Raw genomic sequence first — 24199 nt, 5'->3', positions numbered from 1 at the left:
AGGAGGACTACCTGTGAACCAACAACGAAAGATGAAACGTTTGCTCAGTCGTTCGGCTTTAATGCTAACCGCAGCAAGCTTCCTAACATTCCCCTTTGCAACATCGGCTTTTGCTGGGAAGGAAGGCGTGTTTCTCAGTGATTCCGTCTACTTTACATTGGACAAAGTTACTTTGTCTGCGGGGGCTGAGGATGGCTCACTTCGCTTCTCATTAGGCTTGAACAATAACAGCAGCTCTCCTGTCGATTTCAATAACTATGGGGTCAAAGTCATAGATACGAACGGTGTGTCTTACACGGCGAAGCTGAGTGAGAAAGTAACGGCGCGTGTGAAAGCGGGAGAAACCGGCACGTTCAAATTTACTTCTGAAATTCCTGCGAACTTGACTCCGTCCCAGTTAAAGGTTGATATTTTCGAATGGAACTATAATGCGATGGAAGATATTGGTGCTTTGTCTGTAGAGGCTGCATTAGCGGAGTCGGGTCAATCAGTACTTCAAGCGGTTCTTAATTTGAAAGAACTGGACTCTACACTTGCTGATGATGCGTTAGTAACGGCTCAATTAGGCAATAGCTATAAAGTATATAAAGACGGTGCATGGATGGTATATACCGACTTACTGCTTGAAAATTTAAGTAGTTCAACTCTTAAGCTGCCAGAAGGACTTGAATACAATTTCCAGGATAGTAAAGGGCTGACATACAGTGCCCAGTTTGCCAAAGTAGAAGGGGAATCCTTGCTTCCTCAGCAGCCTGTTAAAGCTACCTTGCAAGCTGCGGTTCCAGCAGCACTTGAGACCAAAGATTTGTCATTGCTATTCTCTCCAAAAGGTAAAGTGAAGACAACCTTTTTGGGTTCCTTGCATGTAGCGAAGTCTTTTTCTATAGGAAAAATTGGTGACAAGACGGAGTACCCAAACTTGGATGTTAAGGGCCTAGCGATTTCAACTTCATGGGCAGCGGCAAGTAAGCAATCGGATGGTTTGCATTTGCAAGCCAACGTGACCTTAACGAATCAAAGCGATGGAATTGTGACCATACCTACCTTATCGGCAGAGTTCCAAGCTCTTCGAGGCAGCGTAGCAGTTACTTCTAGTGATAATGCTGTACGCACGACGTATTTATCTCCGAATGAGTCTACGACATTCCGTTTCTCTGGTATTTTGCCAGCAGGGCTGAACACCGATGCGCTGCAGTTGGTTGTGCTTGAGAAGCAGATAGCTGCTTCAACTACGACACAGCCAAGTGAAGGAACTGGCAATGCGGACACAAACAGCAGTAAGCAAGTGGCAACTTTACCGGTTTCGGTTACGACGCTTGCCGGAGCAGGAAGCGGAGGAGAGGTCTCCTCTTACGCAGCTGCACAAGCATATACCCTAGGCACACCATTCAAGCTTACTGCAAGTAATCTCATTGATTCGAATGTCGATGTATCCCTTGTGGAGTTTGGGATGAGTGAGAATTCAGATTTCGGGTTTAAGACGGTAGTTGCGAAGTATAAGCTGACGAATAAAGGAACAGCGTCATTGACCGTTCCGGATTTCCAAACGGATTTGACAAGCTCTGAGGGCTACACATACTCTGGCGTTCGACAGTCAGCGATAGCGAAGACCATCCCGCCCAATACTAGCTACGTGATGAGTTATTCTTACATGCTGCCTGCCAGTGAGAAAGCCGACCAGCTTGCACTAAATGTTTATGATGCCAATCGCCTAGCGGTAGGGTCATACAAAACAGCCATTCAACCAATACCAAGTACAGGTGCAATCTCCTTGTATCCATTCACTATCGACCTGAAGGATTACTCTGTGAGCGCTACATATAGCAAAGATTCATCCTATGCTTACAGGTTACGATTGGATTTGGATGTGAAGAGGCAGGAGCAGGTAATTACAGATGCGAACTTCTCAACACTTGCTTTTGAAGTAGTTGACTCGGAAGGGCGGCTGTTAAGCTCCAAGACGATGACCTTCACAGGACAGCAGAAGATCATGTCCGGCGTTCAGTTCATTGATTTCGGCAGTATCAAATCCGAACAATTGAGTTCCGATGTCAGCATCAACGTGTATGAAGTGGTTGCAACACCTAACGGCGACGCTAAACGCTTAGTGAAAACGATACAAATGTAATAAGGTCTGAATTAAGGCGCTTATCCCGTTAAGGGGTTGAGCGCCTTTTTTGGCACTGGAGCGAAGATGAATAAGCTCAGAAACCGAGCTTTCGGCAAGTGGTAACGGAGATAGACTCGGGAACGAAGCTTAAGTGGAGCGAGAGCCGCAGTAAAATGCATTTAAAGCCAATCCCACTTCAAGTACTAAAGTCAAAGAAAAAGAAGCCCTCAACTCCACGTTAAAAGTGGGTTGAAAGGCTTCTTTGTTTGGATTTTAGGGCTAGCTCATTCTACTTATTAAGTAACAGATCCTTCTGTCTTATACCCGTCTTCAATCAAATCGAGTCGACCTGTTTCTGGATCCATGATGAGGCCGTGGACAGGTAAATTTTTTGGAAGCAAGGGATGATTTCGAATGATGTTAACGCTTTTCTCGATGCCTTCGCGCACATGATTAAAGCCCGTTAACCAGCGAGATAAGTCGATGCCTGAATGTCCAAGTGTCTCAATGACATCATCGGAGATACCTCTATTTTTCGCTTTTGCAATCACACTCTCTGAATTTAGTCCCGTCATACCGCAGTCGTAATGTCCAATAACGAATATTTCATCCGCTTCTAACTGGTAAACAGCGACGATAATACTCCGCATAACACTTCCGAAGGGATGAGAGACAATCGCTCCGGCATTCTTAATGATTTTGGCGTCACCATTTTGGAGACTCATGGCTTTGGGCAGCAGTTCGACTAGCCGCGTATCCATACAGGTAAGTACAACCATTCGTTTGTCTGGAAATTTCGTAGTCAGAAACTCTTGATACTGTTTCGTTTCTACGAATTCCTTATTGTAGTTCAAGATTTCGTTAATCAAAGACATGGTTTCCCTCCAGGTAAGTTGATGTGCTGCTTGTCTCTATTTTTAGCAGCTTTATCTTTTGTCGACTAAGCTCATACCCGCGTTATAAATTTGATTATTACTCTTAAGTATATAGGATTTATTTCGTTCATGGTAGTCGATTTTCATATTTTCTTCAAAAAATATCTCATCCTTGGCTTTATAAATGAGCTTGAAAGTCTCGGTTTCAGCCGCAAGATCATCAGTATTTGCTTGGGAAACTAGCCAAAGGGTAGGTACTCCGTTCACGGAACAGCCGCAATCTTCTGTATCAAAAACTAGCTTTAAGATAGCTTCTTTCTTCCCTACAAATGGTGTCAATCTATGAATAGCTGTATCGGTAAACGTGATTTTCATAAGAGTCATCTCCTTCGAATGTTTGCACAGTTAGGTTTCTTGCCTAAGCTTGTCATTATTCTATCATACCCCAGCATAAATTTGATTCTGAGTAGGGGACGAAGTATGATAAAATAAGTAACTTTTGGGAGGAGATTAGAGCATGAGTGTGCAAGCAGCCCCAGCAAAGCTGGAATCTTTCAAGGCCTATGTCCGCAAAATGAAGCAGTACGAGGAGGCCATCGCCTTAATTTATTGGGATATGCGTACCGGCGCTCCAAAAAAAGGACTTGAAACTCGTTCTGAAGTCGTCGGAGAGCTATCCACCGAAGTTTTTCGTATGTCTACATCCGATGAGATGGGAAGTTATTTGGACTTCTTCATGCAGCCTTCTGAACTAGAGAAACTAGATGCCATTTCCAAAAAAATGGTCGTAGAATGCAAAAAAGAATATGATCGCAGTAAAAAAATACCGGCCGAGAAATATCAGGCCTATGTCGTCCTTACTTCGCAAGCAGAATCCGCATGGGAAGATGCAAAGCATAACTCTGATTGGGTTTCGTTCCAACCATATTTGGAGAAAATCGTAGCTACTACTCAAGAATTTATCGAGCTGTGGGGCTACGAAGGCAATAAATACAACACCTTGCTGGATATGTATGAACCTGGGATGACTGTTGAGAAATTAGACGAAGTATTCGGTGCGCTGCGTGAAAAAGCGGTTCCCTTACTTCAGCGTATTCAAGCTTCAGCCAATCAGCCTAATCGATCGTTTTTGGATCAACAATTTGAAATTAGCAAACAGAAGAAGTTCTCACTTTCCATTTTGAAGCAAATGCAGTATGACTTTGAAGCGGGCCGGCTAGATGAAACGGTGCATCCTTTCGCGACGGCGCTGAACCCAGGTGATGTTCGGATCACAACACGTTATTTGCCAAATGACATCACATCCGCTTTGTTCGGAACGATTCATGAGGGTGGACATGCGCTGTATGAGCAAAACATTTCAAAAGACTTAGTTGGCACGAATCTGTGCACAGGCACATCGATGGGGATCCACGAGTCACAGTCCCGCTTCTGGGAAAATGTGATAGGCCGCAGTAAAGAATTCTGGGAACGTTACTATGGCGAGCTGCAAACGACGTTTAGCGGACAAATTGATGATGTGGACGTAGAATCCTTCTATCGTGCTATTAACCATATTGAGCCTTCATTAATCCGCATTGAAGCAGATGAATTGACTTACAACTTACATATTATGATTCGCTATGAGCTGGAAAAAGGGTTATTCAACGGTACGATTGCCGTGGCTGACCTGCCTAAAGCTTGGAATGCCAAGTACGAAGAATATTTGGGCGTGGTTCCTGCAAATGACGGCGAGGGTGTACTGCAGGATGTGCACTGGTCTGGTGGCGCATTTGGGTATTTCCCGTCCTATGCACTCGGTAATATGTACGCGGCGCAATTCACACATACGCTACGTAAAGAGCTTCCGAATTTCGATAGCTTGATTGCAGATGGCAATCTGGTGCCGATCAAGGAATGGCTAACGGATAAAGTGTACCAGCATGGCAAGCTTTTGACGCCGAATGAAATCATTCGCGAAGTGACTGGTGAAGAGTTGAATCCCGAGTACTTGGTTCAATACTTGGAAGAGAAATACCAAACGGTTTACGGTATTTAAATGGATCAAAGCAGCATTTTGAGGCAGGAATTTTGCCTTAGGGTGCTGTTTTTTTATATGGATCGAACATCAATTGCCCCTATGAGTCTAAATTAACTGCACAATTTGCAGGTTATGCTCACCAAAGCACGTTCGCACATAAATTTGATGAACAATTTACATATAGTGTGGAATCAGAAAAACAATATTAACCGACTTCTGGGCTCCTGCATAGGATACAGTACTACTTTTATCGGAGGGACGTCTATGAACAATCGGAAAAGATGGGGATTCACATTATCCGCCGTCCTACTGCTCAGTGTAATCGTTTCGGCGTGCGGAACGAAAAGCGAAGAAATAACAAAGGTTCGTATTGGTGAAGTCACGCGATCCATCTTTTATGCACCGCAGTATGTGGCTTTATCGCAAGGGTTTTTCAAGGATGAAGGGCTTGATGTTGAATTGACCACCACACCAGGTGGCGACAAGACGATGACAGCCTTGCTATCAAACTCTATTGATGTAGCGTTAGTAGGATCGGAAACTTCGATCTATGTATCTCAACAAGGCTCGGATGATCCGGTTATTAACTTTGCTCAGCTGACACAGACGGATGGTACCTTCCTAGTTGCTCGGAAGAAAGTGGATAAATTCGACTGGAACTCGCTCAAAGGTTCTGTTTTCCTCGGTCAACGAAAAGGCGGCATGCCTCAGATGGCAGGCGAATTCACGTTGAAGAAGCACAATATCAACCCGCAAAAGGATCTCCAGCTCATTCAGAATATCGAATTTGCTAATATCGCATCCGCTTATGCATCGGGAACAGGGGAATATGTACAGCTCTTCGAGCCGCAAGCTTCCATTATTGAGAAAGAAGGAAAGGGCTTCGTTTTGGCTTCCTTCGGTGTGGAAAGCGGACATCTGCCTTACACGGTATTTATGACCAAGCAAAGCTTCATAAAATCAAATGCAAGTACAGTTCAGAAGTTTACCAATGCGGTACAACGTGCGCAGCTTTGGGTTGCAGCGAAAAGTGTGGATGAAATCACGAATGCGGTTCTGCCTTATTTTAAAGATATCGATGTCGAAATTGTAAAAAGTGTTGTCAAGCGCTATAAGGATCAAGGATCATTTGCGACAGATGGCATTGTTGATGAACAAGAATGGAACAATTTGCTAGATGTGATGACTTCCGCAGGTGAGTTAAAAGAAAAGGTAGCTTGGAAAAAGCTAGTGAACAATTCCTTTGCAGAGAAAGCGAAATCGAACGTAAAACCCTAGGAATCAGCATTAGGCATGTCGATGAATCGAACAAGAGGGGAGTACGAACATGGATATAGCTGTGACTGTAAAAGACGTGACGCAAGTTTATGTGACCGAGGAGCGAGCAACACTTGCTGTAGAGCAAATCAATTTTGCTATCCAGCGGGGTGAATTCGTTAGTTTGATCGGCCCAAGTGGCTGTGGGAAGACAACTCTCTTGTCGATCATTGCCGGGCTCATTCGTCCGACAGTGGGCACTGTGACTGTTGCGGGAGGGATCGTGAACGGTCCATCGACAAGGGTGGGTTATATGCTTCAGCAGGATTATTTATTCCCGTGGCGGACGATCGAAGATAATGCTTGTATGGGTTTAGAAATCACAGGAACGTTAAGCAAAGAGAAGAAACAGGGTGTGCTTCATTTATTGAATGAGATGGGGCTGCTCGGCTTCAAAGATTATTATCCCGCTCAGCTATCCGGGGGCATGCGTCAGCGAGTCGCATTAGTACGAACATTAGCCACAGAGCCTGAACTGCTTCTGCTGGATGAACCGTTCTCTGCGCTCGATTATCAAACCAAGCTACAATTGGAGGATTTGGTTGTAGAGACTCTACGTGCGAAGAAGAAGACTGCACTCCTCGTGACACATGATATCTCTGAAGCAATAGCGATGAGTGATCGTATTATTGTGCTGAATCCTAATCCGGGACGAATTCGCAAAGAATTTATAATTCCGCAGGATATTCGGTCTTCCGTGCCTTTCGCAGCACGGGAACTGCCCGATTTCCATGTACTATTTCGAATGATTTGGCAGGAGTTTGGGGGCGTGCATCATGAGTGATGATCAGCAGCAGGCGCGTCTCAACGAAAACGCGGACGACAAGCTAACTCAGCATGTTCATCAGCAATTTTTGGCTGTAAGGAAAAAGAAAACGAACTATGTAAGGCTTGTTCAACTAGCCATCCTACTGTTGTTTTTTTTCTTCTGGGAAATGGCGGCCCGTTTAAAGTGGATCGACGTGCTGCTTTTTAGTTATCCAACGAAAGTTTTCAAGCTGCTCTGGGATAAACTCCTTGATGGCAGCCTCCTTCCGCATGTGGGCGTAACGGTTGTTGAGACCATTATCGGCTTTGTGTTAGGCACTTTGTTCGGTACGGCGTTAGCTGTTGTGATTTGGTGGTCGCCGTTTCTCTCCCGCGTGCTTGATCCTTATATTGTCGTGCTGAATAGTATGCCAAAAGTAGCGCTTGGACCGTTATTTATTGTAGGTTTGGGTCCTGGCTTGCTTTCGATTATTGCAACTACACTTTCGATAACAGTTATTATCACAACCCTAGTCGTTTACGGGAGCTTCAAAGAGGTGGATACCAACTATGTGAAGGTCGTCACTTTATTGGGGGGTAATCAGCGCAAAGTGTTCTTAAAAGCTATTTTACCCGCTTCATTCCCCGCCATCGTCTCGACGTTGAAAGTGAATGTAGGCCTCGCATGGATCGGTGTGATCGTAGGCGAATTTCTCGTATCGCAAATGGGTCTTGGGTATTTGATTATATACGGTTTTCAAGTGTTTAATTTTACACTAGTTATCTCTACGTTGTTCGTCATTGCCATTGTGGCTACAGTTATGTATCAAATTGTGTCCAATTTGGAAAAAAGAATGACAAAATATCGATAAGTCTTGCCACATTTTGCCCAAAATGAAATAATGAGCCCATAGTTAAAACCAGCAAAGAGGTGAAAAAGCTATGGGCTTTCGTGTGCTCAAAACAGCGCTAGCGGTCGTTATAGCGATGTATCTAGCGCACGTATTCGAGATACAATCGCCAGCGGCAGCGGGGCTTCTCGCTATTCTGGGTATAGAAGTAACGAAGAAAAAAGGGATTCAAAGCGCACTTCAACGGATCGCAGCTTCCATGCTCGCACTTCTCACAGGCTCTCTTCTTTTTATGGTATTGGGGTTCCATGTGTGGGTTGTCAGTATATTCATCCTCGTCGTGTTTCCCGTCCTGCATCGGCTGCGGATTACGGAGGGTGCGGTGACCGGGGCAGTTGTCATGCTGCATCTCTTCGCCTATGAATCTGCCGGATGGACGGCGGTTCTGAATGAAATATATCTTCTGCTCATTGGATTGGGTACAGCGACACTCATCAATATCGCCTATATGCCAAAGACGGATAAAGCGATCGAAGGGCATAAGCAAAGAATCGAGGCGCTATTCTCAGATATTTTCATAAACATGGCTAAGCATTTGAGAGACAATACCGTTGTCTGGGATGGCAAAGAGCTTTTGGAAGTAAGTGAAGAGATTGATCAAGGGGCAGGGCTGGCTAAACGTACGATGGAGAATACACTCATTTTCGGAGGGGACCCCTACTTGCAGGTATATTTCTTTATGAGGGGTGAGCAATTGGAGTCGATCCACCGGATGATCGATTTAGTTGCCCAGGTGTATCAAACTTTGCCGCAGGGAGAGTGGGTGGCAGCGATTCTTGAAGATATTAGTCAATCAGTCAAGGAAGACTATTATACTGGTGATGCCGAGAAAGAATTACAAGCATTGGATGCTCGATATAAACAGCTGCCTTTGCCAGAAAGCCGAGGAGAATTCGAGGTGCGATCTGCCATTTTACAGCTTAACAGGGAGCTTATGCAGTACTTATCTATCGCCAAAAAGCAAAAAAAACAGCGCCCAGAGGCGGGTTGACTCTTAAAGATATGAGTATTTTTATATCGTAAAAATAATATAAAATAATTGTCACTCTAGACTACTGTCCTGCATACACTTGTAATGAATGATTGTATGGAGGAGGTTGAAAGGATGTCATTAGATAAAGATTTGCAATGCAGAGAGATCATTACAAAGGCTGTCTGCGGTAAAGGTCGCAAATTTTCGCATGTAAGTCATACCGTGACTCCGCCCTTTTCTCCGACCAGTATATTGGGCGCTTGGATTATTAATAATCAATTCGAGGCGATCCAATCCGGAGAGGGCGTAGAGGTAGTTGGTACTTACGATATCAACATCTGGTATTCTTACGATCGTAACACCAAAACAGACGTAGCAAAAGAAACCGTTTCTTATGTAGAAATCGTTGGGCTAAGCTATCTGGACAAAAAACATAAGCCGACGACAGCCGAAGTTTCTGCTGTCGCGACGCAAGAGCCTAACTGTGTGGAAGCTAGTATCTCTTCAAGTGGCGACAGCGTCATCATTCGGGTAGAACGCGAGTTCTCAGTCGAGCTAATTGCCGAAACGAAAGTCTGTGTAGTCGTTTGCACCAACGGCTGCAATGACTTCGACGACAAGCATGTAGATTTCGATGACAGCGGCGATGGAGATTTCGAGGATCTGGACGCCGATCTGCTTGAGGACGAATTGGATTAAGGAATCTTATACGCCAGTGTATGCGGGTGAAAGAGGTTCGGCAGAGGGCATTTGCCCTCTTTTTTGTTTTATTTCAATAAATGGGCGGTTCTATCAGATGCAGGGACTGTGAGGATGGAATGAGAACGGAGAAGGGGCAAAATGGATGGAAACATTCTTACTGCACGCACAGGAAAAAGAAGCGCTGGAGTTAGCGAATCTCATTCGCATACCCAGTGGATCAAGGCTTCCGGTCGATTGGCGAGGTCAGGTCGTCATTCATTGGGGAGCTGCTCATGATGAGTGGCCGCAGAAGCCGGCGCTGCAGCCCATCAGGGCGACTCTTAGGGCACAGACGCGTTCGAAGCGGGAAGAACTGCTTCATTTGCACGGCATCAAGACGGTAGCTTGGCTGAATGGCCGAAGTGCCAAGGAAGAAAGGTTGATATTTACACATAAATATAAGGTAGCTGTATTTCATCTACAGACATTGGTTGTTTATGAGAAGAAGGAGACGCTTCTGTTATCAGAGAAAGCTCTCTATGATCAAAGACAATTAAATGCCAGCTCAGCTTACATAGAAGTTACACCAGATCGAGCGAATTTTCACGTCCGTAGGGCCTGCCGTGAGTCTGTAAAAGCTGTCTATGCGCTCGGCCTAGACTATGGCCTTGTCACCATAGGTGTGCTGCCTAGCGGGCACACCTTGGTATTGGATGTGGATCCCGTTCCTAAGCTGAACGGGAAGCTGGCGCAGTTATTCGCGCAGGCGATCGATCGCTATGAGATCGCCATCGCGAAGGAACTGGGGCGCAAGGAGCGGGCGATGCTCGGCAGCGACCCGGAGTTCCTGCTGCTCAGCCCGCAGGGCAAAGTCGTCTTCGCCGACCGCTTCCTGACGCGGGACGGCGAAGTCGGCTGCGATGCCGTCGTGCTCAGCGGGCATCGCTTGATCTTGCCGCTGGCGGAGCTTCGGCCGCAGCCAAGCACAGACCCGCGCGAGCTGGCGAGGAACCTGCGGTCTACGATGCAGCTCGCCGCGCGGAAAATCGACGACGAGAGCCTCTCGTGGCTCTCAGGCGGCATGCCGGTGGGGGGCTACCCCCTCGGCGGACATATCCACTTCAGCCGCTGCTGGCTGAATGGGCATTTACTGCGCGCGCTCGATAACTACCTCGCGCTGCCCTTGATCTTGATCGAGGGCGAGACGACACGGGAGCGACGCCCTCGGTACGGCTTCCTTGGCGACTTCCGCAAGAAGTCGCATGGGGGCTTCGAGTACCGCACCCTGCCGAGCTGGATGCAGTCGCCTGATATTACGCGCGGTGTGTTCGCGCTAGCCTCGCTCATTGCTGACAATTACTGGTTGCTGCCTCGGCAGCCCTTGCAGGAACCGGATATTCAAGCAGCCTACTATCGTGGGGATAAGCAACGGCTTCAAGCCATAGTCGCGAAGCTTTGGCAGGATCTTGAGCAGCTGAAGGGCTATGACCTTTTCGCCGCGGTTTTGGAACGTCTCCGAGAAAGAATCACCTCAATGGAGCCATGGAACGAAAGAGCTGATTTTCGCAAAGCTTGGAAAATTGCACCCTACCATCGTAAAGAAGCTTTTGAAGAACAAATCATGTTATAATAGTGTATCTATAAGAGATTTGAAATGGTTGTAGTCTTTGCATTGGGATTCCCATTTTGATGCTGCATTTACAGTTAGATAAGAGCCTCCAGAAGCTGCTATTTTACATATAAGTGATGCAAGTTTGATGGATAGCAGTCTTTAGAGGCTCTTATTTCCGGTATTCATTAGAAAATCAAGCGTATTTGATTAAATAAGAGCCTCCAGAAGCTTCTATTTTGGTTAAAAGCGATAAAAGTGGATGGATAGCAGTCTTTAGGGGCTCTTAACCGACTCGGAACAAACTTACTTAATTAGTCAAAGCTCAATAACTCTCCTCATCCAATTAGAGTAAGCATCAGGCTTAAACTTGTCTTTTCTCTTTGAAGAAGGCTGGGTTATTGAAGCCTCTGACATTCTTTTTTGTCCACATATGAAAATGAAGTTTGGTAATTTCATAGATTTTGATAATGAATATAGTGATTGGTTGGAGGAACGCAAGGTGGCCCAATATACGCCGATGATTCAGCAATACTTGACCGTGAAGGCGCAAGTCCCGGATGCTTTTTTGTTTTTTCGTCTGGGTGATTTCTATGAAATGTTTTTTGATGATGCGATCAATGCTTCACGAGAGTTGGAGATTACGTTAACAGGTAGAGAAGGCGGCGGCGACGAGAAAATCCCTATGTGCGGTGTCCCTCATCACGCGGCGGACAATTACATGTCTCGGTTAATCGAGAAAGGGTATAAAGTCGCGATATGTGAGCAAGTTGAAGACCCTGCTGAAGCCAAAGGTGTGGTGCGACGTGAGATTGTTCGTATCGTTACGCCGGGGACCGTTATGGATAGCAAGCTTCTAGGCGAATCGAGCAACAATTACATCGTTTCCCTAGTGAGTCAGGAACACGGTTATGCCTTTACAGCATGCGATATTTCAACGGGGGAGCTATATACAACACGGCTTTCTAACTCATGGGAACTCGTCGTTGATGAGCTCAATGTATACAACCCTTCGGAGATTATTACGAATAATGCCTTGTTAACGACAATTCGGGAAACAGGCCTCACTTGGGGACGCAGTACGGTGCTAACAGAGTGGACGCAAGTGGATGAAAAGCTGCTGGATGAGCATTTTGCTGAGGATGCCGCACTGCCTGCTTTATCCGCTCTGAACCGTCAAGGCGTTGCCTTGCTGCTTGCTTATTTGAAAGAAACGCAAAAACGAGCATTGACCCACGTGAAGCATATACGAGTATATGAGCCTGATCAATTCATGACGATGGACCCTTTTACGCGTAGAAATCTTGAACTCGTTGAAACGGTACGTGAACGCGCCAAAAAAGGTTCCTTGCTTTGGCTGCTCGACAAAACCGTAACAGCGATGGGCGCTCGGATGCTGCGCCGTTGGATCGAAAAGCCGCTAATGAGCGTATCACGCATAGAAGAGCGTCTAGAAGCTGTTAATCTGCTCTATAATCAGCTCATTATCAGAGAAGATGTGAAGCAAGCGTTGAAGGAAGTCTACGATTTGGAGCGTTTAGTTGCGCGTATTTCCTACGGGAATGCCAACGCCCGCGATATGATCGCCCTCAAGCACTCCTTGCAGCAGGTTCCGCTGCTTCAAGAAGTATGTGCAGCTTCCGGTTCCGAAACGCTTCGTAAACTCGTCGAAAATATGGATGCCTGTGAAGATGTTATGTCATGGATTGCTAGTGCCATTGAGGACGAGCCTCCTGTATCCATTCGGGATGGCGGAATGATCCGCGAAGGCTACCAGCCATACTTAGATCAACTCCGGGAAGCAAGTAAGAACGGGAAGCAGTGGATCGCGGAGCTCGAGCGTCAGGAGCGGGAGGCGACGGGCATCAAGTCGCTTAAAATCGGCTACAACAAAGTGTTCGGTTACTTTATTGAGGTCACCAAGGCGAACATGTCCGCACTGCAGGAAGGCCGCTACGAGCGCAAGCAGACGCTTGCGAATGCCGAGCGCTACGTAACGCCAGAGCTCAAAGAGAAAGAAGCGCTCATTCTGGAAGCGCAGGATAAAATGATCGATCTGGAGTATGAGCTGTTCACGGAGCTTCGCGACCGGATCTCCGAGCATATCTCCAGATTACAGAAGCTGGCGGAAGTGATTGCTACCGCCGACGTTTATCAGTCGCTGGCCACGGTCAGCGCGGCGCATCACTACCGCAAGCCGGAGATCGGCGAAGGCTTCGATCTCGAGATTGAAGAAGGCCGCCACCCTGTAGTGGAGGCGGTCATTCAAGACGGCTCGTTCATCGCGAACGAAACGAGCCTGCTGCTGGATGAGGGCCGCATACTGCTTATTACCGGACCGAACATGGCCGGTAAGAGTACATATATGCGGCAAGTGGCCGTGATCTGTCTGATGGCGCAGATTGGCTGTTTCGTACCTGCCAGATCTGCGCGCATTCCGGTCACCGACCGCATCTTTACGCGGATCGGTGCTGCCGATGATCTGATCGGCGGTCAGAGTACGTTCATGGTCGAGATGATGGACATCCAAGTGATGACTGAGAAAGCGACCAGCAAGAGCCTCGTCATCATCGATGAGCTCGGCCGCGGCACCTCGACCGGGGAAGGGATGGCGATCGCGCAGGCGGTCATCGAGTTCCTGCATGACCGGATCGGCTGCAAGACGCTCGTTTCGACGCATTTCCACGAGCTTGCGCATCTGGAAGAAAGCCTCGGGCATCTGCGCAATCACTGCATGGCCGTGAAAGAGAGCGGCAGGCAGGTGACCTTCCTGCGCAAGCTTATTCCCGGGGCAGCGAGTACGAGTTACGGCATCTACTGTGCCGAAATCGCGGGGCTGCCCAATGCCATCATTCAGCGCTCCTATGAGCTGCTGAATGGGTTTGAAGAGCGGGCGGCGGGTGCTGCGCAGATCGCTGCAGCGACAGCTGCCGTCCCGCAAGCGGCAGCTCCCATACAGCAGCTGTCCCTCTTCGCTGAGGACAGCACGGCAAACACGGCTGTCAAGAAGAAGCAGCCGGACAGCAAATCTCAGCTGGTGCTCGACCAGCTGAAAGGGATCGATTTAATCAATATGACGCCGTTGCAGGCGCTTAATTTAGTATACGAATGGAAGCAAAAGCTGCAATAAGCTTGCTTCCCTACTATATATTCGAGGAGAGTCGCACATGAAAGATCAACCAAGAATGAAAACTATGAAGGTTACCCTAGCACTGGCGTCGGCTCTTATAACGATTCTACCCTTGAATGCTTCGGCACAAGAAGATTTACAAACACAGCAAGTCAGAGAAATCATTGGCAAGCTGCATGTGAGTGGTATAACAGAAGAAGCGCTAGCCAATCAAAGCATTAAGCAAATGGTAGAAGGTCTGAAGGACCCATATACCGTCTTTTTCAGCCAAGAAGAGTACGGTCAGTTCTCCAGCTCCTTAGAAAATAATTATGTTGGTATGGGCGCTCGAATCGGAATTGATGACAAAGGCGTGTATTTATCCGAGGTGTTTGCAGGTTCATCTGCCGAATCAGCGGGCTTGCAGCGCGATGACTATGTCCGTGCCGTGGATGGCGCTCCTGCTTCTACGACCTCTATTGATGAAGTCAGAAACAAAATCGTTGGTGTAGCGGGGACGAAGGTTAATGTTACGGTTCAACGCGGTGATAAAGAATTAACCGTCGAGATTACGCGTAAAGGGATCAATGTACCTGAAGTGTATAGCAAGAGCTTCACGAATGGTGTTGGTTACATTCAAATAACGGATTTCTCAAGCGATGCGGACGAGGATTTTGGTAAACAGCTTACGGATCTGCAGGCAAATGGTTTGAAATCTTTGATTCTAGATGTTCGTAATAATCCAGGAGGTCTTGTGGATACGGCTCAGAACATTGCCAAGCATTTTGTCAAAGAAGGCGTTCTGATTCATACAAGAGACCGCAATGGTGTGGATGATCCAGTGTTAATCACGGGCGGAACGGAATTGTCTATTCCTGTTTACATTTTAGCCAATGAGTATAGCGCAAGCGCTTCGGAAGTGCTGTCAGGCGCTCTGCAGGACTACAATGTTGCCAAAGTGATCGGTATGCAAACGTACGGCAAAGGAAGTGTACAACAACTTTATCAATTGGATAAAGACAGTGCGCTGAAAGTGACGGTTGAAGAGTACTTAACGCCGAATAAGCGTAAAGTGAACAAAGTCGGGATCACACCGGACATCAAAGTGGACGGGACTTCTGCTCAATTGATTACCGCATTACAGACAGTAGGGATCACAGATATTAACGTCGAGATTTCCAAGCACAAAGTAACCTATAACGGCGTAGAAATAGGAAGTGGATTCGGGAATTTCCATGAAAATGGAAAATTATACGCATCAACACGCGGCCTAGCGGCACTTGTTGGAGCTTCGATTACATGGAACGAGGCGACTCGCACGGTCGATATTTCTGATACTAAAGGAACGCATGCCATTCCTGTAGAGGCGGACAAGCTAATCATTGAAAATGGGACTAGCTACGTCAATGTTGATCTTTTCGATGATTATTTTCCACAGCTCCAAGTGAAGGATCAAGGGGAGAATGTTTCCATCCGTGCTGTAAAGGGGAACTAAGAATTATGGGTAAAATCCAGCTCTTAAGCGAACATATTGCGAACCAAATCGCCGCAGGGGAAGTCGTTGAACGACCTTCTTCTGTGGTGAAAGAACTCGTCGAGAACTCGGTGGATGCCGGCAGTACTCGGATTGATGTGACGATTGAAGAGGGCGGTCTTCAGCTGATTCGGGTGTCCGATAACGGCTCTGGAATGGCTTTGGAAGATTGCGAATTAGCTTTTCAGCGTCATGCCACAAGTAAAATTGCGACAAGCAAAGATTTATTCTCGATACGAACATTAGGCTTCCGTGGCGAGGCTTTGCCGAGTATAGCGTCCGTGTCTAGGCTTGAGTGCGTAACTAGCTCTACGAACGATGGATTAGGTCGGAAAATTTCCATTGAAGGCGGCACGATTCGCAGTGTCGAAGAAACGGCAGCTTCACGTGGGACCGAAGTGTCAGTGAGGGAATTATTTTATAACACACCGGCACGGTTGAAATATATGAAAACGATCCAGACCGAGCTTGGCCATATCTCTGATTATTTGTATAGATTAGCGTTGGCTCACCCGGGCATCGCCTTCTCGTTGAAACATAATAGCAATCTCCTGCTTCAAACGTTGGGCAACGGAGACTTGCTACAGGTCATCGCCGGCATTTACGGCACGGCTATCGGCAAACAAATGCTTCCTATCCAAGTGGAAAGCTTGGATTATACGATCTCGGGCTTCGTGGCGAAGCCCGAAATGACCCGCGCGAACCGTGGCGGCATCTCGACCATTGTGAATGGTCGTTACGTGCGCAACTTCGCGCTGAATCAAGCGCTGCTGCAGGGATATCATACCCTGCTGCCGATCAACCGCTATCCCGTAGCTGTGCTGCACATCGGGATGGATCCTGCCTTAGTGGATGTGAATGTGCATCCATCTAAGCTTGAGGTCCGCTTCAGTAAAGAAGCGGAGCTAACCGCGTTAATCGAAGCCGAAGTGAAGCGGCTATTTGGAAGGCAGGTGCTGATCCCGCAAGGGATGAAGCCAGCAGCCCCGAAAGGCGCATACGTACAAGAGCAGCTTGAGCTTACAAGAACGGTTGAGCCAGGAGCTGGATTAAGCTCATCAACGCCGGCAGCTTCAGCTGCGATACCTACATCGCTTCCTGATTCTACGATACAACGTGTATCCGTGGATTTGGACAGCATGCTTTTGCCGCAAGTGAAGGAGGCCGTTACATCGTATCGACCAGAATCGGTGTCAACTTCCCGGCCACCTGCTGCAGAACCGCAAAGAAGCTCCACAGCTTCAGGAGCTTCGGGAGCTTCCTATTCGAGCCGTCCGTCATCGTCATCAAACAACAGCTACTCATCTCCTGCTGTAAGCAATGCCAGAAGTACGTCCATCCAGCAGCAGCGCCGGACGAACGAAGCGTTCATGGACCTACTTCCTTCAAAACAGGAAGGCGAGGCTCCTATGCTTCCCGCTTTTCCAAGATTGGACCCGATCGGTCAAATGCATGGCACTTATTTGGTCGCCCAAAACGAAGAAGGCCTGTTCCTGATTGATCAGCATGCTGCGCATGAGCGAATTAATTATGAATATTATTACGAGCGTTTTGGCAATCCTGCTGAGGCGAGCCAAGAATTACTCGTCCCTATTACTTTAGAGTTTACACCATCAGAAGCAGGTATTATTGCCGAGAAGCTGTCGCTTTTTGAGCAGGCAGGCGTGTATATGGAGGCTTTCGGAGGGAATACATTTCTGGTCCGTGCGCATCCACACTGGTTTCCGTCAGGAGAAGAGAAGGGGATCGTCGAAGAAATGTGTGAGTGGGTCCTCAGCGAAAAAAAGGCTGTGGACATCGCCAAACTAAGAGAAAAGGCGGCTATTATGTGCTCTTGCAAAGCATCGATCAAAGCGAATCAAGGATTAAGTGTTCTTGAGATGGAAACGCTGATCGACCGGCTGTCAGGGTGCCGTAACCCTTACACATGCCCGCATGGACGGCCAATCGTCGTCAGCTTTACGACTTATGAACTGGAAAAAATGTTTAAGAGAGTGATGTAAACCCGTGTTAGTGACAACTTCGTATAATCCGTCCAGTGATTTATTGGACAAAGCAGTGCGATTGGCTGCTGCGTATGGCGGCCGAGTCGTGTCCCGAAGGAAGTATTCTTTGGAACATCTTAGGAATAATTATAAGGATGATTCCGTTCTGCTTGTGACCAGAGATGAGATCAGGTACTATGGAGATGACCAACCTGCGTACTTTTTTCATCCCAGTATGGCCCTTGTTCGTGTCAAACGTATGCAGCGAGGCGAGGCCGACTTATTAATCGAGGCTTCCGGTACAGGAATTGGCGATCATATCGTGGATTGTACAGCAGGATTAGCGTCGGATTCTATCGTGTTCTCCTTTGCTGTTGGCCCACTGGGAAGCGTCACGGCACTTGAAAGCGAAAAGATTCCAGCTATGTTGATTCAAGAAGGTTTAGCCGTTTATGAATCGGAAATTCCCGAGCTTAACGAGGCAATGAGGCGCATCACGGTTAGAAAGACACATCACCTCGCGTATTTGCAGCAACTGGCACCGCAAAGCGTAGATGTTGTCTATTTTGATCCGATGTTTCGCAGTCCGATTGAGGAATCTCAAGCGATCTCTCATCTTAGACGCAATGCGAACGATGAAGCTGTCAGTATGGCATCTATCGAAGAGGCTAAAAGAGTTGCACGCAAGAGCATTGTGCTCAAAGAAAACAGAGATAGTAAAGAATTTGCCCGGCTCGGGTTCGAGCATGTATTGCGATCGACGACCAAAACAACGTATGGAGTGATTCGACTGTGTTAGCCCCATCAGCCAAGCCGAAATTACTCGTGCTACTAGGTCCCACGGCAGTTGGTAAGACCAAGCTAAGCTTAGAAATTGCGCAGAAGTTTGGCTGCGAAATTATTTCCGGAGATTCCATGCAGGTGTATCGAGGTATGGATATTGGAACAGCCAAAGCGAGTGAAGCGGAGCAGAAGCTTGTCCCGCATCATTTGATTGATATTCATGATCCTTCTTATCCCTTTTCGGCGGCGGAGTTTCAAGAGCGTGTAAAGGCTTTGATACTGGACATTCATTCGCGTGGGAAGCTTCCATTTATTGTTGGAGGTACAGGCCTTTATATCGAGTCTGTGTGTTATGATTATCAATTCACGGAAGTCAGTATGGATGAAGCGTTCCGCCAAGAGCAGGAAGCGTTCGCCACTGAGCATGGGGACGAGGCGCTGCATCAGAAGCTGCGTGAAATTGATCCTGAGAGCGCTAATCGACTTCATGCCAACGATCGTAGACGCGTAATACGAGCTCTTGAGATTTATTATATCTCTGGTGAAACGATGACAACCCATTTGGCGTCCCAGAAAAAAGAGTCTCCCTACGAACTATGTATCATTGGATTGACGATGGATCGTTCACGGCTGTACAAGCGTATTGAGGAACGTATCGATGCGATGATGCAGGAGGGGCTTATCGAGGAAGTTCAATCGATTCTAGCCGCAGGCTGTCCAAAACAGGCGATTTCCATGCAAGCACTCGGTTACAAAGAAATCGTCAGCTATTTGGAAGGTGAATTGAGTTTAGAGGAAGCGGTAACGCTGCTCAAGCGTGACACGCGCCGATTTGCTAAGCGCCAATTGTCATGGTTTCGGCATATGAAAGACATTCATTGGGTGGATGTGACGGAATCAGCAAATTTTTCTGCCCATTTCCAAATTATTAATGATATACTAGCAGGAAAGTTTGTACATAAAATTGAATATAATTAACAAATACACCAATAGAAAATAGCGCCTTCTGGCGATAGTTTCATTCCATTAAGGGGGACCACTGATGAACAGATCCATTAATATCCAGGACAATTTTCTTAATCAACTACGTAAAGAAAGCATTCCCGTTACCGTATATTTAACCAATGGGTTTCAAATCAGAGGACTAATTCGCGCTTTTGACAACTTCACGATCATCATTGACAGTGAAGGCCGTCAACAAATGGTTTACAAACATGCTATCTCTACCTTCACTCCACAACGCGCTGTTTCTTTAATGGCTGCTGCTGAAGCAGCAGAGTAATCCGCTCTTCGTTTCTCAATTTTGCAACTTTTTAATGGACTGAATCGTCTAACTGAATAGAAACTTGTGGGAGCAACCTTGTTTAAGGTTGTTCTTTTGTTGGTTACAACATAGAGAAATGAACAACGAGGGAGTCGATGGATTTGGAGAAACCTACGAAAAGGCAAACAACTGCGAATACAAAGACGAAGCCGCAAGGAAGCAGCAAGGGCTCAAAGAAAAAGGGATTTAATGTTCGCCAATTTATTATGGGTTCAATTATTGCAGCCATTCTGGCTATTATCTGTGCAATGGCTATTTATATCGTCGTTATTATGAGCGGCTTCAGAATTCTCGATAACAACATTGATAAGATTGATACGGCCAGTGAATCGACGCTTATTTATGCGCAAGAAGAAGGCAAAGATAAGCCTGCAACGGAAATTGGTAAAATCTATAAAGGTGAAAATCGAGAAAGTGTGAACATCAAGGATGTTCCAGAGCGATTAAAGCAAGCGTTCATTGCAACGGAAGATCGTCGGTTTAACGAGCATGCGGGTGTTGATTTAAGAGCCATTGGCAGAGCACTTGTCACAGATATTATTCATATGAGTGCTGTAGAGGGCGGGAGTACAATTACCCAGCAACTCGCTAAGAACGTATTTCTGAGTTCCGAGAAAACCGCTTTCCGTAAAGCGACGGAGATGTCAATTGCTTTTGCTTTGGATGAACGGTTTAGTAAGGATGAAATTCTTGAAAAATATTTAAATCGTATTTTCTTTGGTAGTAACGCTTACGGCATTAAAGCGGCAGCCAAGGTTTATTTCGGGAAATCCAACTTGAATGAATTAAAAGTATGGGAAATGGCTACACTCGCAGCTTTACCGAAGGCTCCGTCGAGATACTCGCCGCTTGCTCATCCTGACTTATCGAAGGAACGTCGTGCTGTCGTTCTTAGGCTGATGACCGACCAAGGCTATATTACAGAGGCCGAGCGTGCGGAAGCCGCAGCAGTGGATTATGTTCCGCCAGCAGCAGCTAGTCAAGGCACGAAGGATTACGCGTCTTTCTTGGACTATGTTGTGGATGAAGCTGAAAATATGTATGGCATCGATGAAGATGAATTGCTGACCAAAGGCTACCGCATCTATACGACTATGAATCCGAAAGCGCAAAAAGTGATGGAGCAGACTTATGCAAATCCAAGCTTTTTCCAGAAGGATGCTTCTGATGGTCAAAAGATTCAGAGTGCCATGGTTATTGTGGATAACAAAACAGGCGGTTTGATGGCGCTGATAGGCGGCCGGGATTACAAACAAAGAGGCTTCAGTCGCGTGTATTCCAAAAGACAGCCAGGCTCTTCGTATAAGCCGATAGCGGCTTACGGTCCAGCGTTGGAGAGCGGGAAGTATACGCCGTATTCCATCATGGATGATACGCAGACGTCTTTCGGTAACGGGACTTACTCCCCCCGTAACTATGACCGTGTGACGCATGGGCATGTAACGATGTTTGAGGCAGTCAAAAAGTCCTATAATTTGGCTCCTGTTTGGTTATTAGATCAAATTAAAGTGAACTCAGCAATTGATTTTGCCAAAAAAATCGGGGCTCCTCTCAATGAACAGAAGGACAAGAATTTGTCCATTGCGTTGGGCGGACTTACGGATGGCGTTTCTCCATTGCAAATGGCAACGGCATACACAGCTTTTGCTAACCAAGGATTGCAAAATAAAACGCATGCCATTCTACGCATTACGGATGCGCAAGGTAAGGAAATCGCCGCTTATAAGCCAGAGAAGAAACAGGTTATTCAACCTAAAACAGCATATTACATGACGCTGCTGCTTCAGGGCGTTGTTGAACCAGGCGGTACGGGGACCAAAGCGAAATTCAATCGTCCTGTTGCCGGCAAAACGGGTACAACTGGACTGGACATCAAGGGCATTGAACAATATGATCGTGATGTTTGGTTTGTCGGTTATACGCCTGAATGGACAGCAGCCGTTTGGGAAGGCTTCGATAAAGTGGATGCGAAGCACTATGTCACAATCGGCAGCGGAAGCCCGTCGGCTATCTTTAAAGAAGTGATGTCGAAGTCCTTAGAAGGCCGACCTGTGACGAATTTCGTGAAGCCTGATGGCGTGCCTAATCTAACGGAACCGCCAAAAGGGATTACGGATTTAACTGCTGTGTATGCACCTGAAACGAAGGCTGTTAAATTAGTTTGGACCTCACTAGGAGAGAAGATCGCTTATCAGCTGTTCCGGAAAGGTACCAAAGACACAGAGCCGAAGATGCTGATTCAATCGGCAACACCTGAGGTGAATGATACGACTGTTAGCAGCGAAGAGACGTATCAATATTACGTTGTCCCGATTAATTTGGACTCAAATTTGGAAGGTGCCAAGTCGAATGTAGTTTCCGTCGAAATACCGAAGGATGGTACACTTCCTGACGGAAGCCAGCCGTCACCTTCGGTCTCGCCGTCTACATCTCCTGGTAAGGATCCTCTAGAGCCAACGCTGTCACCGGGTACGAAGCCTACGCCATCGCCCGGAAGCACCATTAAGCCTGGCGCTAGTCCGACTCCAAGTTCCAGCATCAGTCCAATTCCTAGTCCTACTCCGTCACCGGCTAACAAGCCGGTTGATGGTACCGAGGAAAAGCCGAAGGATGGCAAGCAAAACGGGGGACAGATTATTGTGCCGAAGTTATAGTAACTTGTTACTTATATGGAGAAACAGCAACTATTTTAGTTTTAACTGTAACTTGCTATATAATAAAACTAGACCCGCAATTCGCGGGTCCCACACTAAACCTACATACTATTGACGGAGGAATTTTCAATGAACGTGCCTTTCAACATCCTTAAACCTACTAAGCTTCTCCCGCTTACGTTGATCGCGTTAACTTTAATCGCGTCGGCCTGCGGCAACAAACCTACTGAAACTGCCGGCGGCACAGCAACGCCTAAGAGCGGTGCAACGGCACCTGCTGCTTCTTCTGCAGCATCACCAGCGGCATCGCCAACTGCAGCTCCTAAGCAATGGAGCAAAGCGCCAGATATGACGATCGATCCGAACAAAACGTATCAAGCTGAAGTAACAACGTCTAAGGGAACATTTACCATTGATCTGTTTGCTAAGGAAGCTCCGAAGACCGTTAACAATTTTGTGTTCCTGTCCAAAGAAGGCTTTTATAACAATGTGACGTTTCACCGCATTATTAAATCGTTCATGATTCAAACAGGAGATCCGCTTGGAACAGGCAGAGGCGGCCCCGGCTACAAGTTTGCAGATGAGCTGAAAACTTCGCATAAATATGAACCCGGCATTGTCGCGATGGCGAATTCCGGTCCTAATACGAATGGCAGTCAGTTTTTCATTTGTTCGGGAGAAGATTGTGCAAAAAGTTTAAATCAACAACCTAACTATTCAATTTTCGGTAAAGTAACACCAGAGGGTATGGCAACCATAGCTAAAATTGCCGAAACACCTGTTGAGATGGGTGGCGAATCCTCACCAAGCAAGCCAAAAGAAAAAGTAACGATTAACGCGATCGCCATTAAAGAAAAATAGAATATCATATTCTAAACATTGAAGGATGGATAGGAGAGAGAACCGCGTGAAAAAACCATGTTTATTATTCCATGGATTCACCGGTGGACCTTATGAGGTTGAGCCGTTAGCTCGGTATTTACGTGAACGCGGGCAGCTTTGTGAGGTTCCGAGACTCCCATGGAACGGAGAATCCCATCAACAATTAAGAGCATCGCATTGGGAAGATTGGGTACGCGAAGCTGAAGAGCATGCGGAGAGAATGACGATCCAGTATGGGACATTTGATATGGTAGGCTTCTCGATGGGGGGGCTGCTGGCCGCTTATTTATCTGTTCGATATCCAGTTCGTAGACTGATCCTTTTGAACACGGCAGTCATTTACGTCAGTCCTAGAAGAATGCTGGATGTCATTCGAGATGAGTGGAAGTATCAAAGGAAAATCAACTTTATGAAAGCGAAATCCACGCCGCTACGAGCTACCTGGCAGTTTACGCGACTTGTTCGGCATTTGAAACCAGAACTAAGTCAGGTAAGCATACCAACACTCATCGCTCAGTCTGAAAAAGATCAGGTAATTCATCCGCAAAGTGCGCGATACATCTATAGTAAGCTTAAAGGACAGCGCGAGCTTCATTGGCATTCCAGATCTAATCATTTGATATGTCTGAGTGAGGATGCAGGCACGTTGTTTCGTCAAGTTAGTGCATTTTTGGATAAGGAGTAG

At 46.8% G+C, this 24199-nt stretch carries 19 protein-coding genes; 17 read left to right on the top strand and 2 right to left on the bottom strand.

The annotated features are described in order from the left end of the window. Positions 1-13 precede the first annotated feature (13 nt). Positions 14-2128 carry a hypothetical protein gene (locus tag QFZ78_RS08325; protein ID WP_307546594.1) on the top strand — a complete coding sequence of 705 codons (2115 nt, stop codon included), beginning with the start codon at positions 14-16 and terminating at the stop codon, positions 2126-2128. Positions 2129-2406: 278 nt separating this feature from the next. Here QFZ78_RS08325 and QFZ78_RS08320 read toward each other — a convergent pair whose 3' ends face one another. Together QFZ78_RS08320 and QFZ78_RS08315 are read right to left on the bottom strand one after the other, a co-directional pair. Further along, positions 2407-2985, bottom strand: coding sequence for a beta-class carbonic anhydrase (locus QFZ78_RS08320; RefSeq protein WP_307546592.1), 579 nt, complete (start codon positions 2983-2985; stop codon positions 2407-2409). Between the two features lie 51 nt (positions 2986-3036). Further along, a complete protein-coding gene (locus tag QFZ78_RS08315; protein WP_307546590.1) occupies positions 3037-3360 on the bottom strand; it encodes an iron-sulfur cluster biosynthesis family protein in 324 nt (107 codons plus the stop codon). Between the two features lie 142 nt (positions 3361-3502). Between QFZ78_RS08315 and QFZ78_RS08310 the strand changes: the two genes are divergently transcribed. From QFZ78_RS08310 to QFZ78_RS08235, 16 genes are all read left to right on the top strand, one after another. Next, positions 3503-5023, top strand: coding sequence for a carboxypeptidase M32 (locus tag QFZ78_RS08310; RefSeq protein ID WP_307546588.1), 1521 nt, complete (start codon positions 3503-3505; stop codon positions 5021-5023). 246 nt (positions 5024-5269) lie between these two features. After that, on the top strand, positions 5270-6283 hold the full coding sequence (locus QFZ78_RS08305; protein ID WP_307546586.1) for an ABC transporter substrate-binding protein: 1014 nt from the start codon (positions 5270-5272) through the stop codon (positions 6281-6283). Between the two features lie 49 nt (positions 6284-6332). Continuing rightward, positions 6333-7106, top strand: a complete 774-nt coding sequence (locus QFZ78_RS08300) for an ABC transporter ATP-binding protein (RefSeq protein ID WP_307546584.1) — start codon at positions 6333-6335, stop codon at positions 7104-7106. After that, positions 7099-7941: an ABC transporter permease gene (locus QFZ78_RS08295; RefSeq protein ID WP_307546582.1), complete on the top strand. Its 843-nt coding sequence runs from the start codon at positions 7099-7101 to the stop codon at positions 7939-7941. The genes QFZ78_RS08300 and QFZ78_RS08295 overlap by 8 nt, the downstream gene beginning before the upstream one ends. Positions 7942-8011: 70 nt before the next feature. After that, positions 8012-8971 (top strand): aromatic acid exporter family protein, encoded by a 960-nt coding sequence (locus QFZ78_RS08290; protein WP_307546580.1) that lies wholly within the window; start codon positions 8012-8014, stop codon positions 8969-8971. A 114-nt stretch (positions 8972-9085) separates the two neighbouring features. Then, on the top strand, positions 9086-9652 hold the full coding sequence (locus tag QFZ78_RS08285; RefSeq protein ID WP_307546578.1) for an outer spore coat protein CotE: 567 nt from the start codon (positions 9086-9088) through the stop codon (positions 9650-9652). A 145-nt stretch (positions 9653-9797) separates the two neighbouring features. Continuing rightward, a complete protein-coding gene (locus QFZ78_RS08280) occupies positions 9798-11264 on the top strand; it encodes a putative amidoligase domain-containing protein (RefSeq protein ID WP_307546575.1) in 1467 nt (488 codons plus the stop codon). 481 nt (positions 11265-11745) lie between these two features. Further along, positions 11746-14373, top strand: coding sequence for a DNA mismatch repair protein MutS (gene mutS / locus QFZ78_RS08275; RefSeq protein WP_307546573.1), 2628 nt, complete (start codon positions 11746-11748; stop codon positions 14371-14373). Between the two features lie 37 nt (positions 14374-14410). Then, positions 14411-15847, top strand: a complete 1437-nt coding sequence (locus QFZ78_RS08270) for a S41 family peptidase (RefSeq protein ID WP_307546571.1) — start codon at positions 14411-14413, stop codon at positions 15845-15847. A 5-nt stretch (positions 15848-15852) separates the two neighbouring features. Beyond that, the gene (gene mutL, locus QFZ78_RS08265; RefSeq protein ID WP_307546569.1) at positions 15853-17889 is read left to right on the top strand and encodes a DNA mismatch repair endonuclease MutL; all 2037 of its coding nucleotides are present in this window, start codon (positions 15853-15855) and stop codon (positions 17887-17889) included. A gap of 4 nt (positions 17890-17893) precedes the next feature. Beyond that, positions 17894-18670, top strand: a complete 777-nt coding sequence (locus QFZ78_RS08260) for a class I SAM-dependent methyltransferase (RefSeq protein ID WP_307546568.1) — start codon at positions 17894-17896, stop codon at positions 18668-18670. Beyond that, the gene (miaA, locus tag QFZ78_RS08255) at positions 18664-19632 is read left to right on the top strand and encodes a tRNA (adenosine(37)-N6)-dimethylallyltransferase MiaA (RefSeq protein ID WP_307546566.1); all 969 of its coding nucleotides are present in this window, start codon (positions 18664-18666) and stop codon (positions 19630-19632) included. Before QFZ78_RS08260 ends, miaA begins: the two co-directional genes overlap by 7 nt. A 64-nt stretch (positions 19633-19696) precedes the next feature. Beyond that, positions 19697-19936: an RNA chaperone Hfq gene (gene hfq, locus QFZ78_RS08250; RefSeq protein ID WP_307546563.1), complete on the top strand. Its 240-nt coding sequence runs from the start codon at positions 19697-19699 to the stop codon at positions 19934-19936. Positions 19937-20079: 143 nt separating this feature from the next. Then, positions 20080-22632, top strand: a complete 2553-nt coding sequence (locus tag QFZ78_RS08245) for a transglycosylase domain-containing protein (protein WP_307546561.1) — start codon at positions 20080-20082, stop codon at positions 22630-22632. Between the two features lie 129 nt (positions 22633-22761). Beyond that, the gene (locus QFZ78_RS08240) at positions 22762-23493 is read left to right on the top strand and encodes a peptidylprolyl isomerase (RefSeq protein WP_307546559.1); all 732 of its coding nucleotides are present in this window, start codon (positions 22762-22764) and stop codon (positions 23491-23493) included. Positions 23494-23539: 46 nt separating this feature from the next. Then, a complete protein-coding gene (locus tag QFZ78_RS08235) occupies positions 23540-24199 on the top strand; it encodes an alpha/beta hydrolase (protein WP_307546557.1) in 660 nt (219 codons plus the stop codon).

This window comes from Paenibacillus sp. V4I5 (assembly GCF_030817255.1).
GTDB lineage: Bacteria > Bacillota > Bacilli > Paenibacillales > NBRC-103111 > Paenibacillus_E.
This window is presented reverse-complemented; position numbering and strand designations above follow the sequence as displayed.

Bases quoted from the DNA above. Each gene is read 5' to 3' on its own strand.
- QFZ78_RS08320 (WP_307546592.1), bottom strand. From the start codon at position 2,985: ATGTCTTTGATTAACGAAATCTTGAACTACAATAAGGAATTCGTAGAA.
- QFZ78_RS08315 (WP_307546590.1), bottom strand. From the start codon at position 3,360: ATGAAAATCACGTTTACCGATACAGCTATTCATAGATTGACACCATTT.
- QFZ78_RS08310 (WP_307546588.1), top strand. From the start codon at position 3,503: ATGAGTGTGCAAGCAGCCCCAGCAAAGCTGGAATCTTTCAAGGCCTAT.
- QFZ78_RS08305 (WP_307546586.1), top strand. From the start codon at position 5,270: ATGAACAATCGGAAAAGATGGGGATTCACATTATCCGCCGTCCTACTG.
- QFZ78_RS08300 (WP_307546584.1), top strand. From the start codon at position 6,333: ATGGATATAGCTGTGACTGTAAAAGACGTGACGCAAGTTTATGTGACC.
- QFZ78_RS08295 (WP_307546582.1), top strand. From the start codon at position 7,099: ATGAGTGATGATCAGCAGCAGGCGCGTCTCAACGAAAACGCGGACGAC.
- QFZ78_RS08290 (WP_307546580.1), top strand. From the start codon at position 8,012: ATGGGCTTTCGTGTGCTCAAAACAGCGCTAGCGGTCGTTATAGCGATG.
- QFZ78_RS08285 (WP_307546578.1), top strand. From the start codon at position 9,086: ATGTCATTAGATAAAGATTTGCAATGCAGAGAGATCATTACAAAGGCT.
- QFZ78_RS08280 (WP_307546575.1), top strand. From the start codon at position 9,798: ATGGAAACATTCTTACTGCACGCACAGGAAAAAGAAGCGCTGGAGTTA.
- QFZ78_RS08270 (WP_307546571.1), top strand. From the start codon at position 14,411: ATGAAAGATCAACCAAGAATGAAAACTATGAAGGTTACCCTAGCACTG.
- mutL (WP_307546569.1), top strand. From the start codon at position 15,853: ATGGGTAAAATCCAGCTCTTAAGCGAACATATTGCGAACCAAATCGCC.
- hfq (WP_307546563.1), top strand. From the start codon at position 19,697: ATGAACAGATCCATTAATATCCAGGACAATTTTCTTAATCAACTACGT.
- QFZ78_RS08240 (WP_307546559.1), top strand. From the start codon at position 22,762: ATGAACGTGCCTTTCAACATCCTTAAACCTACTAAGCTTCTCCCGCTT.